Genomic DNA, 15,636 nt, shown 5'->3' on the forward strand with positions numbered 1-15,636 from the left:
CCTCTCCCCTCCCAGGACTGACAGACATGTTCCGTACCGCCCTGCGCAATGTGCTCGCGCACAAGGCCAGGCTGCTGATGACCGTCCTCGCCGTGATGCTCGGCGTGGCCTTCGTCTCCGGCACCCTGGTCTTCACCGACACCCTCGGCAACGCCTTCCGCAACCAGTCGGCGAAGAGCTACGACGACGTCGCCGTCGCGATCACCACCCACGCCGACCAGCGCGACGAGAAGACCCCCGCCATCGACGCGGCCACCCTGAAGAGGATCCAGGCGCTGGACGGCGTGGACACCGCCACCGGCCGCGTCGACGGCTTCGCGGGCGTCGCCGACCCCGACGGCAAGCTGATCGGCAACGGCTGGTCCAACACCGGCTCCAACTTCGCCCCCGGCAAGGACGGCAAGGACGCCCAGTACACCTTCACCGGCGGCTCGGGCCCGACCGCCGCGGGCAGCATCGCCCTGGACAAGGACACCGCGGACAAGGGCGAGTACAAGGTCGGTGACCGGGTACGGGTCGCCACCAACGGGCCGGTGAAGGAGTACACCCTGTCCGGGGTCTTCACCACCGAGGACGGCGCCGTCAACGCCGGCGGCAGCCTCGTGCTCTTCGACACCCCCGTCGCCCAGAAGCTGTTCCTGCGGCCCGGCGAGTTCAAGGACGTCGCCGTCACCGCCGCGTCCGGCGCCTCCGACCAGCAGGTGCTGAGCGCGGTGAAGCCGCTGCTGCCCAAGGACGCCGAGGCCAGGACCGGCAAGGCGCTCGCCGACGAACAGGCCGAGCAGATCGAGTCCGGCCTGGGCAGCCTCAACAAGCTGCTGCTCGCCTTCGCGGGCATCGCCCTCTTCGTCGGCATCTTCCTGATCGCCAACACCTTCACCATGCTGGTCGCCCAGCGCACCAAGGAACTCGCGCTGCTGCGCGCCGTCGGCGCCTCGCGCCGCCAGGTCAAGCGCTCGGTGCTCCTCGAAGCGGCCGTCGTCGGCCTGATCGCGTCCGTCGTCGGCTTCGCGCTGGGCCTCGGCCTGGCCACCGGGCTGCGCTCCGCGATGAGCCTGATCGGCGGGAAGATCCCGGCCGGACCGCTGGTCGTCGCCCCGCTCACCGTCGTCGCCGCCTTCGGCGTCGGCGTCCTGATCACCCTGCTCGCCGCCTGGCTGCCCGCCCGCCGGGCCGCGAAGATCCCGCCGGTCGCGGCGATGAACAGCCAGTACGCGGTGGCCACGGTGAAGTCCCTGGTCCTGCGCAACTCGATGGGCGCGGTCATCACCCTGCTCGGCGGGGCGGCCGTCGTGGCCGGCGCGGCACAGGCCGGCTCGAACGGCCAGCTCCTCATCGCGGGCGGCGCCTTCCTGGCGCTGATCGGTGTCATCGTCCTCATCCCGCTGCTGTCCCGCCCGGTGATCGCCCTGGTGCGCCCGCTGCTGCGGCGGCTGTTCGGGGTCTCCGGCAAGCTGGCCGCGCAGAACGCGGTCCGCAACCCCCGTCGTACCGGCGCCACCGCCTCCGCGCTGGCCATCGGTCTCACCCTCGTCACCGGCATCTCGGTGCTCGGCGTCACCCTCGGCCAGGCGGTCGACAAGATGACGACGGACAACATCAGGGCCGACTACATGGTCTCGATGGCGAGCGGGGACGCGCTCGACGAGTCGGCGCTCACGGCCCTGGAGAAGGCCGACGGCGTCACCGCCGTCTCGCCCCAGCAGGCCGTCTGGCTGAAGATCGGCGACGCCCAGCTCTCGGCGTCCGGTGTCACCCCCGGCGATGTGCAGCAGGTCCTCACCGTCGACACCCTCTCGGGCTCGATGGACTCCCTGGACAAGGGCGAGATCGCCGTCTCGGAGAAGACCGCGAAGTCCAACGGCTGGAAGACCGGGGACAGCGTCCCGGTCACGTACGACGACGACAAGAAGGAGAACCTGAAGGTCGGCGCGCTCTACAAGGACAACGAGTTCCTCTCGCCGGTCCTGATCCCCCGCGAGGTCGTCGCCCCGCACGAGGGCCGTGCGGACATCCGCGAGATCTGGGTGAAGACGGACGGCGGTGCGAGCGCGGCCCACGAGCAGGCGCTGGTGGACGCGCTGGGGGACAACCCCGGGATGAGCGTCATGGACCGGCAGGACATCCGGGACATGTTCGGCGGCTCGATCAACCTCGCGATGAACATCATGTACGGACTGCTGGCGATGGCCCTGATCATCGCGGTGCTCGGGGTCGTCAACACCCTGGCCATGTCGGTCTTCGAGCGGCAGCAGGAGATCGGCATGCTGCGGGCGATCGGCCTGGACCGGCGTAAGGTCAAGCGCATGATCCGGCTGGAGGCCGTGGTCATCTCGCTCTTCGGCGCACTGGTCGGCATCGGGCTCGGGCTGTTCCTCGGCTGGGCGATCGGACAGACCGTGGCGTCCCAGATCCCGCAGTACGTACTGGTCGTGCCGTGGGGCCGGATCGCGCTCTTCCTGCTGCTGGCCGGGCTGGTGGGCGTGCTCGCCGCACTGTGGCCGGCCCGCAGCGCCGCGAAGCTGAACATGCTGACGGCGATCAAGACGGAGTAGCCGCCGGAGCCTGACGTAGGTGAGGGCCGGTACCCGCTGCGGCGCGGGTACCGGCCCTCACGTACGTCCGCTTCCTCAGCCGGTCGCGGAGGCCTTCCAGTCACGGGCGCGCAGCGGCATGCGGGCGGCCCCGCCGTCCGCCGGGCGCACCGCCAGGATCTGGTTGACGCCGATCTTGTTGTGCTCGAAGGAGAGCGCGGATGCGGCCATGTAGAGCCGCCAGACCCTGGCGCGGCCGGGCGAGGTCATCCGTACCGCCCGCTCCCAGTCCTTCTCCAGGTTGGCGACCCAGCGGCGCAGGGTCAGGGCGTAGTGCTCGCGGAGCGACTCGACGTCGCGCGTCTCGAATCCGGCTTCCTCGAGGGTGGCGACGGTGCGGCCCACCGGGGCCAGTTCGCCGTCGGGGAAGACATAGGCGTCGATGAACTCGTCCACGTGGTACGCGGACTCGTCCCGCTCCGGCCGGCGGGCGATCTGGTGGTTGAGGAGGCGCCCGCCGGGCTTGAGGAGTGCGTAGAGGTCGTCGGCGTACTCGCGGTAGCGGACCGAGCCGACGTGTTCGGCCATGCCGATCGAGGAGATGGCGTCGTACGGGCCGTCCCTGACGTCGCGGTAGTCCTGGACCCGGATCTCGATCCGGTCGGTCAGGCCCTCCTCGGCGATGCGCTTCCTGGCGAAGGCGGCCTGCTCGACTGAGAGCGTCACGCCGGTGACCCGGGCGCCGTACTCGCGGGCCGCGTGGATGGCCATGGAGCCCCAGCCGCAGCCGACGTCCAGGAGGCGGTCGCCCTCCTTCAGCGCGAGCTTGCGGCAGACCAGGTCGAGCTTGTCGCGCTGGGCGTCCTCAAGGGTTCCGCCGTCCTCCCAGTAGGCGCAGGAGTAGACCATGGACGGGCCGAGGACCAGTGCGTAGAAGTCATTGCCCACGTCGTAGTGGTGGCTGATGGCCTCCTTGTCGCGGCGCTTGGTGTGCAGGGTGCCGGCCCGGCGGCGTACCTCCTCGGGCGGCGGAGGAGGCGGGAGCCAGGGCCCGGCCAGTTGCAGCAGTCCCTTGGCGGCGGCCCGCACCTTGGGGTCGCGGACCGGGTGGACGCTGTCCTTGGCCTCGGCGCCGCGCTCCCAGATCAGCCCGGCCACCAGGTCCAGGGCCTCGTACAGATCGCCTTCGATGTCGAGCTCCCCGGCCACCCAGGCACGGGCCAGGCCCAGTTCGCCCGGCTTCCACAGCAGCCGGCGAAGGGCGCGGCGGTTGCGGACGACGAGGGCGGGGGCGCCGGGCGGTCCGGATTCGCTGCCGTCCCAGGCCCGGATGCGGACCGGTAGCGGTTCTCCCAGCAACTCCTGGGCGAGAGCGGTCAGCCGCAATGCGGCGTCTGCCATGGCGTACACCTCCGTGATGGTGTTTCCCGACGTGCCCAGACATGCCCACACATGTCCCGAACCACGCCCCGGCACCCTTGGCGCCATGGCGAGGTACACCCCCGTCAACAGTCTCCGGGGGCCGGGCCATCCCGCTACCGCGCAATGGATCGGCAAAATACCTGTATGGCACATGCATCCTTCGGGGCGCTGGCCCGCACGCCCCGTCGCCCCGCACCGCACCGATCCGCCCGGATACGCCGAAGGGGCCGCCCGCACCACGGATGGCGGACGACCCCTTCGGGCGTTGTGCGACTGCGGTCGCGGATGCGGATACCCGCGGACCGGACCGGAGGACCGGGGCCCTCCTGTCCGGGGCGGAGCTAGGAGGCCTTGGCCTTCTCGCCCACGGGCTTGGCGGCGGCGGGGGCCGGCGCCGGCTTGGCGGCCTCGTAGAACTCCTCGCGAGGAGTCTCCATGGCGCCGAGCGAGACGACCTCGCGCTTGAGGAACATCGCCAGGGTCCAGTCGGCGAAGATCCGGATCTTGCGGTTCCAGGTCGGCATCGCCATGCCGTGGTAGCCACGGTGCATGTACCAGGCGAGACGGCCCTTGAGCTTGATCTTCACCTTGCCCATGACGATCATCGCGACGCCCTTGTGCAGGCCCAGACCGGCGACCGCACCCTTGTTGGCGTGGCTGTAGTCGGCCTGCGGGAAGCCGCGCATCCCGGAGATGACGTTGTCACCGAGGACCTTGGCCTGACGCAGCGCGTGCTGGGCGTTCGGCGGGCACCAGGCGTTCGGGTTGCCGGCCTTGCGGCCGATCAGGTCCGGAACCTGGGCGTTGTCGCCGGCGGCCCAGATGTAGTCGGTGCCCTGCACCTGGAGCTTCTCGGAGGTGTCCACGTGACCGCGCGGACCGAGCGGCAGGCCGAAGCGGGCCAGCGCCGGGTTCGGCTTCACGCCGGCCGTCCACACGATGGTGTTGGAGTCGACCTCGAGTCCGTTCTTCAGGACCACGTGACCGTCGACGCAGGAGTCCATGGAGGTCGAGAGGAAGACCTCGACGCCACGGGACTCCAGGTGCTCCCGGCCCCAGGTGCCCAGCTTCGGGCCGACCTCGGGAAGGATCTTGTCGGCGGCGTCGACGAGGATGAAGCGCATGTCCTCGCGCTTCACGTTCGTGTAGTACTTCGCCGCGTCGCGGGCCATGTCCTCGACCTCGCCGATGGTCTCCGCGCCGGCGAATCCGCCGCCCACGAAGACGAACGTCAGCGCCCTGCGGCGGACGTCCTCGTCGGTCGTCGAGTCGGCCTTGTCCAGCTGCTCGAGGACGTGGTTGCGCAGGCCGATGGCCTCCTCGATGCCCTTCATACCGATGCCCTGTTCGGCCAGGCCGGGGATCGGGAAGGTACGGGAGACGGCGCCCATCGCGATGATCAGGTAGTCGAAGGGCAGCTCGTAGGCCTCGCCGACGAGCGGCGCGACCGTGGCGACCTTGCGGTCCTGGTCGATGGTCGTGACGCGGCCGGTGAGGACCTCGGCCTTGGGCAGCACGCGTCGCAGCGGGACGACGACATGCCGAGGCGAGATGCTGCCGGCAGCAGCTTCGGGGAGGAAGGGCTGGTACGTCATGTACGACCGGGGGTCGACGACCGTGACGGTCGCCTCTCCATAGCGCATCTTCTTCAGAATGCGCCGAGCTGCGTACAGGCCTACGTACCCACCGCCTACTACGAGGATCCTGGGACGCTCCGTGGTGCTCATGCCATCGAGTATCCACCCCGCCCGGAGGGCACGCTCGTGAGCCCCTTCACAAGGTATGGGCCACCCTCTGCTACACTCCGCCGCTCACGTGACCCAGGTCATGGCTCCGACAGGGAACCACGACACCCCGGCGAACGTTGTTCACCGCTTGTGAGCTGGCCCTTGAGCCACTGGGCGGGGCGAACCACCCGTCCGGTTCACACTCCAGCAATGCGCCCGGAACCGTCCCGTATGCGTGGCGAGTGGCCCCGCACACCCTCCCGGCAGCCCGTACGGAGCAGACTTCCGCCCCCAGAGGCCCAATTCCTTGTGAAGAAGTTCACGAACTTCGTAGCGACGTGTCCCCCAAGGCACCCCCCGGGTGGCCCCCAGCATCTCAAAGGTGCAGGCGGGGATGCGTATGAGCGAGGTTCGCGGCCGCCTGCGACACGGCCTCCACAGCCCCCTGACGGGGCCCCGGAGGCCGCTCGGACCGGCTGCCCTCAGGCGAGGGACCAGCCGATCCCGTCGAGGATGTCGTGCTCGCTGACGACGACCTCGCCGGCACCGGTCCGCTCCATCACCGCCAGCAGGATCAAGGCCCCCGCGGTGATCACGTCGACCCGTCCCGGGTGCATCGCGCCGATCGCCGCGCGCTCGGCGTGGGTCGAGGCGAGGAGCCGCCCGGTGATCTCCCGGACCTGCTCCAGGGAGACCCGGGAGTGGTGGATCGCCTCGGAGTCGTACTCCTCGAGCCCCAGCGCGATCGCGGCCACGGTGGTGACCGTCCCGGCGAGGCCGACGACGGTGCCCGCAGAGGTGAGCGGGACGCTCTCCTCGGCCAGGTCCAGGGCGGCGGCGATGTCCGCACGGATCGCATCGGCCTGCCCGGGCGTGGGCGGGTCGCCGACCACGCCGTCCCGCACGAGGTGGCGCTCGGTCATCCGGACACAGCCGATGTCCACGGACCGGGAGGCCCGCACCCGGTCGTCGCCGACGACGAACTCGGTGGAGCCGCCGCCGATGTCCACGACCAGGTACGGCTTCGCGAGGTCGTCGCGCCCGGTGAGCTCCTTGGTGGCCCCGTCGAACGAGAACTCGGCCTCCTGTCCGCCGCTGATCACCTCGGGCTCGACGCCCAGGGTGTCCAGCACCCCGCGGACGAAGTCGTCCCGGTTCTCCGCGTCACGGGAGGCGGAGGTGGCCACGAAGCGCACCTTCTCCGCACCGTGCTCCTTGATCACCGCCGCATACCGTCGGCAGGCGGCGAAGGTCCGCTCCAGCGCCTCGGGGGCGAGCCGGCCGGTCCGGTCGACGCCCTGTCCGAGGCGGACGATCTCCATCCGCCGGTCGAGCTCGACGAGCTCACCCGTGACAGGGTCGGCGTCCGCGACGAGCAGACGGATCGAGTTGGTACCGCAGTCGATGGCGGCTACACGCGTCATCTCTTCAGCCTCTCCGGCGCATCATGTCTTCAAGCCTGCCGCCGGCAGCAGATCAATCCCCACCGGCGGGAAACCAAGCCCCTGGGGGTCCCCCCGGACGAAGTCCGGGGGGAGATTGAGGAGCGGGGGTCCGGGGGCAGCGGCCCCCGGGTACGGACGCTCAGCCCGCGTCCTCGTCCGGCGCGCCGCAAGGCGACACGCACGGCCCCTTGCGCCACCACTGCGGCAGCATCGCGATCGCCTCGTCCCCGAGCGGGTTCACGCCCGGCCCGGCGGCCAGCGAGTGCCCGACGAGCACATGCAGGCACTTCACCCGGTCCGGCATGCCGCCCGCGCTCGGGAAGCCCTCCAGCACCTCGATGGCATCGCGCCGCGCGATGTAGTCCTCGTGCGCGGCCCGGTAGGCCGCGGCCAGCTCGGGGTCGGTGGCGAGACGCTCGGTCATCTCCTTCATGACCCCGTTCGCCTCCAGCGTGCCGATCGCGGACGCCGCACGCGGGCACGTCAGGTAGAACGTCGTCGGGAACGGCGTACCGTCCTCCAGCCGGGGCTGCGTCTCGACCACATCCGGGTTGCCGCACGGGCAGCGGTGCGCGATCGCGCGCAGCCCGCGCGGCGGGCGCCCCAGCTGCTGCTGGAACGCGGCGATGTCCGCGTCGGTGGGCGCGGTGGACTCGGTCTGGGGAGGGGGCGTTTCCATGCCTGCCTAGGGTTCTGATCGGACTGCTCGAACTGCGGTTCTGCAGAGGTACGGGGAACGGGAAGGGCGGCGGTCAGCCGCGGTCGGCGCTGTCGACGCCGTCCCACAGGTTGGAGTGCCAGGGCCGGCCGGACTCCTCCGGCTGCCCGTTGCGCTCCTTGACCGCGTCGGGGTCGACCACGGTGTAGCCGGTCTCCCCGGGAAGAAGGTAGTGCAGATGCTCGCGGGCCAGCCGCTTGATGTACGCATCGTCCTGGAGGCGCGCCTTCTCGTCGCGCAGCTCCTCGGTACGGGCCTCGGCCTCCTGGGCGAGCCGCTCCTGGTCGGCGATCTCGTCGCGCTGCGACACGTACTGCCGCATCGGATAGGCGAGGGCGACGATCAGCGAGCAGACGATCAGGGCCAGGAAGGCCGCCCGGCCGGTGAGGCGGGAGCGGCGGGCCTGACGGCGGTTCTGGGACCGGTAGACACGGGCCGCGGTCTGCTCGCCGAGCAACCGCAGCCGGGTCGCGGTGGAGAACCGGTCCCGGTTCTTCGCGGCCATGTCTCCGCCTCCCCATTACGCACGTCCGTCCCCGCACACGGTACGGGACCGAGTGCGGGGACGGACGGAGGCCGGGGCGCTCGACCCCGCCGGGCTTGTCAGCCCCTGTTGTACGTGGGCGCGTGTCAGCCCTTGAAGCGCGGGAACGCCGAGCGGCCCGCGTACACCGCGGCGTCGTCGAGGATCTCCTCGATGCGCAGCAGCTGGTTGTACTTGGCGACACGGTCCGAGCGGGCCGGGGCGCCGGTCTTGATCTGGCCGCAGTTCACCGCGACCGCGAGGTCGGCGATGGTGACGTCCTCGGTCTCGCCGGAGCGGTGCGACATCATGCACTTGAAGCCGCTGCGCTGGGCCAGCTCGACGGCGTCCAGGGTCTCGGTCAGCGAACCGATCTGGTTGACCTTGACGAGCAGGGCGTTGGCGGAGCCCTCCTCGATGCCGCGGGCCAGGCGCTCCGGGTTGGTGACGAAGAGGTCGTCGCCGACGATCTGCACCTTGGCGCCGAGCTTGTCGGTGATGACCTTCCAGCCGGCCCAGTCGTCCTCGTACAGCGGGTCCTCGATGGAGACCAGCGGGTACGCGGAGACGAGCTCCTCGTAGTACTCGGTCATCTCGGCGGCCGAGCGGGACTTGCCCTCGAACTCGTACTTGCCGTCCTTGTAGAACTCCGAGGCGGCGACGTCGAGCGCGAGCGCGATGTCCTTGCCCGGGGCGTAGCCGGCCTCCTTGATGGCCTCGACGATGAGGTCGAGGGCGGCGCGGTTGGACTCCAGGTTCGGCGCGAAGCCGCCCTCGTCACCGAGACCGGTGGACAGGCCCTTGGTCTTCAGGACCTTCTTCAGCGTGTGGTAGACCTCGGCGCCCCAGCGCAGGGCCTCGGAGAAGGACTCGGCGCCGATCGGCGCGATCATGAACTCCTGGATGTCCACGTTGGAGTCGGCGTGCGACCCACCGTTGAGGATGTTCATCATCGGGACGGGCAGCAGGTGCGCGTTCGGGCCACCGAGGTAGCGGAACAGCGGCAGGTCCGAGGCCTCGGAGGCGGCGTGGGCCACGGCGAGCGAGACACCGAGGATGGCGTTGGCGCCGAGGGAGCCCTTGTTCTCGGTGGCGTCCAGGTCGAACATCGCCTGGTCGATCAGCCGCTGCTCGGTCGCGTCGTAGCCGACGAGCTCCGGGCCGATCTGCTCGATCACGGCGAGGACGGCCTTCTCGACGCCCTTGCCGTGGTAGCGGTTGGGGTCGCCGTCGCGAAGCTCAATGGCCTCGAACGCACCGGTGGAGGCGCCGGACGGAACAGCAGCACGGCCCGTGCTGCCGTCGTCGAGGCCGACCTCGACCTCGACCGTGGGGTTTCCGCGGGAGTCGAGGATTTCCCTGGCTACGACGACGTCGATGGACGGCACGAGGCATCTCCTTCTGGGATATGACGCTGGTGGTGCAGGGTCGCTTTGGCCTTGCGACAAGAGCCTAACCGGCTCGGCCGTCTCAGTCGGCCGACCGCCCGTCCCCTGGGACGAAAAAGGACCCAAGTACGGGCAGAGTGGGGCGAAAGACTAGAAATTTACTGACCAGTAACTACAACAGTTGAACGATCAACGCAGAAACCGGCAGACCCCGGCCCGGCACGCACGGGGGGAGGTGCGCGCCGGGCCGGGGCGGCCGGAGTGGTCGGCGAGGAGAGAGCGCGACTACCGCGTCAGCTCGCTACTGCTACTTCGTGAGGTGCAGCTGCTGACCGGGGAAGATCAGGTCGGCGTCGTCGACGATGTCCTTGTTGAGCTTGAAGAGCTGCTCCCAGCCGCCCTTGACGTCGTGGTCGGCAGCGATCTTGCTCAGGGAGTCGCCGGTGACGACCTTGTACTCGCCGTCACCCTTCTCGACCTTCTCGCCGGTCGGGGTGGTGACGGTCTTCGACTCGGCCTTGGGGGCGGTCGAGCGGTCCGAGCGGTTGGTGGAGGGGGCCTCGGTGCGCTCGGCCTTCTTCGGCGCGGCCTGCTGGACCGGCGCCGACTCCTGCTTCGGGGCGGCCTCGGCCTTGGGTGCGGCCTCGGCCTTGGCGGCGGAGGAGCCGGTGTCGACACCCGGGTCGACACCGTCGTTGCTCAGGCTGCCGGCGCCGGCGCAGGCCCAGGCGCCCGGGCCCTGGAGGTCGAGGAGCTTCTCGGCGGTGGCGATCTGCTGGGCCTTGGTGGCCAGGTCCGCACGGGCCGCGTACTGGGTACCGCCGGCGGCGGCCCAGCTGGACTGCGAGAACTGCAGGCCGCCGTAGTAGCCGTTGCCGGTGTTGATGGACCAGTTGCCACCGGACTCGCACTGGGCGACGGCGTCCCACGTGGACACGGAGGCGGCGGAGGCGCCGGTCGCACCCATCAGGGGCACGGCGATGGCGGCACCGGCGACACCGGCGAGCGTGGCGATACGGACGGCCTTGGACGGGCGACGGTGCTTGTTGCCCTTGCTGTTGAGCAGCATCGAGACTTCTCCTCACCGACGCCTACGAGGTGAGCTGTCGGGTTCGGGCCAAGTGAGTTGCCCGGTCGCACGTCCTAGCGCACGACTTCACCCCAAGCCGGTCCTGATGCGTCTTACGACGATCGGGCCCGGCGCTTACCTGGGTCCCCCGCTCCTGCCTACGGCGCTTTACGCGTCTGTTCCCTTCGACCGACGGCAGGATTCGGCGTGACGATCGACGGGGCCCGCGGTGCGAGCGGTTCCGACCGTAAACACAGGCAACCCCCACATTCAAAGATGGACATACCGGATAAACGGCCCTTACTTGCATCCGATGAACCAGCGTTTCCGCAGGTGGGAACGGATGCGGAGGGAGCTCCCGGACAAGACACGCCAGTTGACGCAAAGAGACCCATGTCTCACTTAGTCAAAAGTGGGACATAGGCCTCTTAACTACCCCAGTTTTGTGGGTGTTCTCAGCTGTTGATCAGACCGCGCTCATCCGGCCTTCACACCGAGATCAAGGCTCTGGCCAGGCAGGATGAGGTCCGGATCGGAGCCCACCTCCGCCTTGTTGGCCTCATAGAGCTCCGTCCAGCCGCCGGGCAGCTTCTGTGCATCAGCAATCGCCCACAGGTTGTCGCCGGGGCGGACGGTGTACGCGCCGTCGGCCGCCTTGGCGCCCGTGTCGCGTGCGCCACTGTCACCGCGCGAGGCGTGCCGCCCCGAGTCGCGTCCGGTGTCGCCGCCGTCCTCCCGGGCCTCCCCGGAGGCAGGGGCGCCGCGGTGCTTGCCGGCAGCCTTCCCCTTCTCCCGCGCCTGGCCGGACGAGCCCGCCGAGGGGGTGGAGGACGGCTCCGAGGACGGTGAGGCCGATGCGTCCGGCGCGGCGTCCTCGCCGGCCCCCTCACCCTTCGCGTCGTCCTTCGCGTCGCCCTTCGGGGTCTTCGCCGCCCCCGAGGACGCGTCGTCCGCCGGATCGGCACCCAGGGACGCGTCGGCGCTCCCGGAGGGGTCGGCGGACGGCGTGCCGCCCGGGTCGACGCCCGGCAGGCTCCCGTCCACCGCGAGCCCGGAGATGACCGCACAGCTGGGCCACGCCTTCGGCCCCTGGTCGTCCAGGACCTTCTCCGCCACGGCGATCTGCTGCGAGCGGCTGGCGAGGTCGGCACGCTCGGCGTACGACTCGCCGCCGTACGCCTTCCAGGTCTCCTGCGAGAACTGCAGGCCGCCGTAGAAGCCGTTGCCGAGGTCGGCACTCCACATGCCGCCGCTCTCGCACTCGGCCACCCGGTCCCAGGTCGAGGCCTCTGCGGCGTGCGCGCCTGCCGCACCGAGCAGCGGGATGGCGATGGCCGAGCCGGTCACGCCTGCGGCGACGATGATGGCGGGTGCCTGCCGAGGGCGACGGTGTCTGCCGTTAGCGGAGCCCATGGGGATGCCTTCCGTGTGACTGACGAGTGACTGGTGAGTCGAACGGTGAACCTAGCGGGACTCGAACGTGTGTCACAAGTCGATGCAGCAGAGATCACGTGAAAGTCACAGAGTTGACAGAGTGTCACCTTCAATGAGCGCCGGCCCCGGGGTGAACTCCACCGGCAGGGTGCGCAGTCCACGCATGATGAGCCCGCCACGCCACCGCAAATCGGCAGGATCTCCCGCAAGTCGCAGGTCCGGAAGGCGTTTCAGGAGTGTGCCGAGCGCGGCCTGCCCCTCCAGCCGGGCGAGCGGCGCCCCCAGGCAGTAGTGGATGCCGTGCCCGTACCCGAGGTGCTGATTGTCACGCCGCGCAAGGTCCAGCGCGTCCGCCCCGTCGAAGCGTTCCGGGTCCCGGTCGGCGGCGGCGAGCACCACGAGCACGGGGTCCCCCTCGCCGACCCGCTGCCCGCCGATGGTCAGCGGCTCGGTGGCGTAGCGCCAGGTGGCGAGCTCCACCGGGCCGTCGTACCGCAGCAGTTCCTCGATCCCGGTGGCCAGCAGCTCCGTCTCCCCCGCGGCCAGCGAACGCTGGAGCCGCTCGCGCTGCTCCGGGTGGCCGAGCAGGGTGTGGACGCTGTTGCCGATCAGATTAACGGTCGTCTCGAAACCGGCAAACAGGAGGATAAAGGCCATCGCGGCGGCCTCGTTCTCCGTCAGGTGCTCACCGTGGTCGCTCGCCCGGATCAGCCCCGAGATCAAGTCGTCGCCCGGGTCCTCGCGTTTGCGGTGGATCAGTTCGAGGAGATAGCCGCGCATCTTCTTCACGGAACGGGCCACTCCGCCGCGCGGGCCGCCGCCGTGGCGGATCATCATGCCCGCCCAGTCCCGGAAGTCGTCCTGGTCCTCACGCGGAACGCCGAGCAGGTCGCAGATCGCGTAGATGGGGAGCGGGAAGGCGAACTCATGGATGAGGTCCGCCTCCCCCTTCTCGATGAACGAGTCGATGAGGCGGTCCGTCAGCTCCTGCACGCGCGGTGCGAACTCCGCGATCCGCCGGGGGGTGAAGGCCTTGGACACGAGGCGGCGCAGCCGCGTGTGGTCGGGCGGGTCGATGTTCAGCAGATGCGTCATCAGCTCCGCATTGCGTTCCCCCGGAATGCCCGTCTTCCCCTTGGCGTGCGCGGACCCGGCGTGGTGCGCCGGGTTCTTGGAGAGCCGGCTGTCGGCGAGAGCCTCCCTGGCGTCCGCGTACCGGGTGACGAGCCACGCCTCGACCCCGCTGGGCAGCGTGGTGCGGTGCACGGGACTGTGCTCGCGCAGCCAGGCGTAGGCGGGGTACGGGTCGGTGGCGAACTCCCACGTGAAGAGTTCGGGGGCGGGCGGCGCGGCGGCTCCGCCACCGGCCAGGTGGGCGGGGCAGCCGGCGGGAGCTTCGGCGGGGGCGGTGCCGTCGGGGGCTTCGGCAGGGGTGGTGCCGTCGGAGGCTTCGGCAGGGGTTTCGGCGGGGCTGTCGTTCACCCCCCGACGTTATCCGCTGCTACCTGACGCCCTCCGCCGCCCTGATCGCGTCCCGGTACGCGCGCCCCGCGGCCCGCAGGGCGGCCTCCGGGTCGATGCCGTCCTTCTCGGCGCGCACGGCCAGGGCGAGGAGCCGGTAGCCGATGTCGTCGCCTTCGGGGAGCGCCACGTCGAGTCCGGCGGTACGGACCCGGCTCGCGAGCTTCGCGGCGAGTGCCAGGCCGGGCTGGCCGAGCGGCACCCCTTCGGTGACCGACTCGCGCTGCTTCTCGATGGCCTTGGTGCGCAGCCAGTGCGCGTGGACGTCCTCCGGCGTCTCGGCGGTCTCGTCGCCGAAGACGTGCGGGTGGCGGTGGATCAGCTTCTCGACGAGCGTGGCGGCGACGTCGTCCACGGAAAAGGGCTCGTCCTCGTCCTCCTCGGCGATGCGCGCGTGGAAGACGACCTGGAGCAGTACGTCCCCGAGCTCCTCGCGGAGTTCTTCGCGGTCGCCGTCCTCGATCGCCTCGACGAGCTCGTACGCCTCCTCGATGGCGTACTTGGCGAGGCCCTTGTGGGTCTTCTGGGAGGTCCAGGGGCATTCGATCCGGATCCGGTCCATGACCTGGACCAGATCGAGGAGCCGGGCGCCCGGCAGGTCGTACGAACCGGGCAGGAGCTCCAGGTTCGGCATCTGCACCCGGCCCGAACCGGCCAGCCTGGCCAGTCCGTCGGTCAGCGGCTGGTTGCCCTCGCCGCCGGTGAGGACCACCACGGTGCGGCCGCCGGAACACGCGTCGATGAGTTCCTGCGCGTCCGGCACGGCCTGCTCGACGTTGATGCCCGCCTCGCGCAGATACGGCAGCTGCGGCTGGCCGGGCTCGCCGCACAGCACCCGGTCGGCGGCGTGCAGTGTCTGCCAGGCGGGCCAGGACAGCAGTCCGGGCGCGACGCGGTGGCTGGCGGTGAGCAGGACGATACGGCCGGGGTCTTCAGCGTTCACACGGCGAATCTACCCCGGCCGCCGGAGCGTGCTCAGGCCCCGGCCTCCGCGGCCGCCTGGGCCGGCTTGGTGACCTGGGTGATCCAGGGGGCCTTGTACTCGGCGAGCTGGATCTGCTGGTTGTTCCAGGTGCCGAAGCGCGGGTTGACGTCGACCTTCAGCGCCTTGGACGCCTTCGTCAGGGCGTCGCCGAGCACCTTCGTGCCCTCCGGGGTCGTCGGGTCCGCGCCGAGTGCCCGGCCGAGCTTGGTCAGCTGGATCTGCTCGCGCAGGAAGGCGTCGATCTGGTCCGGGGCGATCCAGCGCTCCTGGAGCACCGCGGCACGCAGCCCCTTCTCCCCCTTGTACTGGGCGACGGCCGACTGCCGCATCTGCTGGATCTCGGCACGGCTGACCGTCACGCCCGCGTCCGCCGACGCCCGGTCCAGGATCCGGTCCAGGATCATTCCGTGGAGCTTGGCGCGGACGAGCTGGCCGGACTGGTTGGTGATCTGGGCGGCCTGCCCGGACGAGTCCTGGGCCGTGCGCACGTCCGCCACCTGGGCCTGCACGGTGGACACCGTGATCCGGTCCCCGCCCACGACGGCCGCGGCACCGGGGTGGGCCTGACTGCCGCAGGCGGCGAGGAGTGGCGCTGCGGCGAGCAGTGCGGCGGAGACGGTGAGCGCGTTACGACGGCGGCGGTGCAAAGGAGCCTCCCGAGGAGATTGTGCGGCGGTGCACAAGGCCTTGCGGTGATCGATGCTAGAGCATCCGGCACTTGGGGGGCGGGAAAAGGAGCGGGTCTGGGTGCGTGCAGCTGCAAGGCGGAGGATTGAGGCATGGCGGAGCCATGGCGATTGACGACAACGCCGCAGATGCGCGTGCCCAGACCCGCGACGCCGCCCCCCAAGTGCCGGATGCTCTCGGGCA

The 15,636-nt window shown here is 70.3% G+C and carries 12 protein-coding genes and 1 riboswitch; of the genes, 1 reads left to right on the top strand and 11 read right to left on the bottom strand.

Going from position 1 to position 15,636, the window contains the following annotated elements:
- Nucleotides 1-26 precede the first annotated feature (26 nt).
- A complete protein-coding gene (locus OG782_RS14310; RefSeq protein WP_406450904.1) occupies nucleotides 27-2,555 on the top strand; it encodes an ABC transporter permease in 2,529 nt (842 codons plus the stop codon).
- A 75-nt stretch (nucleotides 2,556-2,630) separates the two neighbouring features.
- On the opposite strand, the gene OG782_RS14315 is transcribed toward OG782_RS14310, so the two are convergent.
- The 11 genes from OG782_RS14315 to OG782_RS14365 form a co-directional block, all read right to left on the bottom strand.
- Nucleotides 2,631-3,935, bottom strand: coding sequence for a class I SAM-dependent methyltransferase (locus OG782_RS14315; protein WP_406450906.1), 1,305 nt, complete (start codon nucleotides 3,933-3,935; stop codon nucleotides 2,631-2,633).
- Nucleotides 3,936-4,297: 362 nt separating this feature from the next.
- Nucleotides 4,298-5,683 (bottom strand): NAD(P)/FAD-dependent oxidoreductase, encoded by a 1,386-nt coding sequence (locus tag OG782_RS14320; protein WP_352124362.1) that lies wholly within the window; start codon nucleotides 5,681-5,683, stop codon nucleotides 4,298-4,300.
- A 482-nt stretch (nucleotides 5,684-6,165) separates the two neighbouring features.
- Entirely contained in the window at nucleotides 6,166-7,107 is a 942-nt protein-coding gene (locus tag OG782_RS14325; RefSeq protein WP_406450908.1) for an exopolyphosphatase, read from the bottom strand.
- A gap of 160 nt (nucleotides 7,108-7,267) precedes the next feature.
- Nucleotides 7,268-7,807, bottom strand: coding sequence for a DUF501 domain-containing protein (locus tag OG782_RS14330; protein ID WP_406450910.1), 540 nt, complete (start codon nucleotides 7,805-7,807; stop codon nucleotides 7,268-7,270).
- A gap of 73 nt (nucleotides 7,808-7,880) precedes the next feature.
- Nucleotides 7,881-8,351 carry a septum formation initiator family protein gene (locus tag OG782_RS14335; RefSeq protein WP_406450912.1) on the bottom strand — a complete coding sequence of 157 codons (471 nt, stop codon included), beginning with the start codon at nucleotides 8,349-8,351 and terminating at the stop codon, nucleotides 7,881-7,883.
- Between the two features lie 125 nt (nucleotides 8,352-8,476).
- Nucleotides 8,477-9,757, bottom strand: coding sequence for a phosphopyruvate hydratase (eno, locus tag OG782_RS14340; protein WP_329615874.1), 1,281 nt, complete (start codon nucleotides 9,755-9,757; stop codon nucleotides 8,477-8,479).
- Between the two features lie 307 nt (nucleotides 9,758-10,064).
- Nucleotides 10,065-10,826 (bottom strand): transglycosylase family protein, encoded by a 762-nt coding sequence (locus OG782_RS14345; RefSeq protein WP_406450914.1) that lies wholly within the window; start codon nucleotides 10,824-10,826, stop codon nucleotides 10,065-10,067.
- 4 nt (nucleotides 10,827-10,830) lie between these two features.
- Nucleotides 10,831-11,002, bottom strand: a riboswitch (cyclic di-AMP (ydaO/yuaA leader).
- 301 nt (nucleotides 11,003-11,303) lie between these two features.
- Nucleotides 11,304-12,239 (bottom strand): transglycosylase family protein, encoded by a 936-nt coding sequence (locus OG782_RS14350; protein ID WP_406450916.1) that lies wholly within the window; start codon nucleotides 12,237-12,239, stop codon nucleotides 11,304-11,306.
- 105 nt (nucleotides 12,240-12,344) lie between these two features.
- Nucleotides 12,345-13,742, bottom strand: a complete 1,398-nt coding sequence (locus OG782_RS14355) for a cytochrome P450 (protein ID WP_406450918.1) — start codon at nucleotides 13,740-13,742, stop codon at nucleotides 12,345-12,347.
- A gap of 19 nt (nucleotides 13,743-13,761) precedes the next feature.
- Nucleotides 13,762-14,724, bottom strand: coding sequence for a nucleoside triphosphate pyrophosphohydrolase (locus OG782_RS14360; protein WP_406450920.1), 963 nt, complete (start codon nucleotides 14,722-14,724; stop codon nucleotides 13,762-13,764).
- Between the two features lie 32 nt (nucleotides 14,725-14,756).
- Nucleotides 14,757-15,413 (bottom strand): SurA N-terminal domain-containing protein, encoded by a 657-nt coding sequence (locus OG782_RS14365; protein WP_406450922.1) that lies wholly within the window; start codon nucleotides 15,411-15,413, stop codon nucleotides 14,757-14,759.
- Nucleotides 15,414-15,636 lie beyond the last annotated feature (223 nt).

This window comes from Streptomyces sp. NBC_00876 (genome assembly GCF_045207435.1).
Classification (GTDB): Bacteria; Actinomycetota; Actinomycetes; order Streptomycetales; family Streptomycetaceae; genus Streptomyces.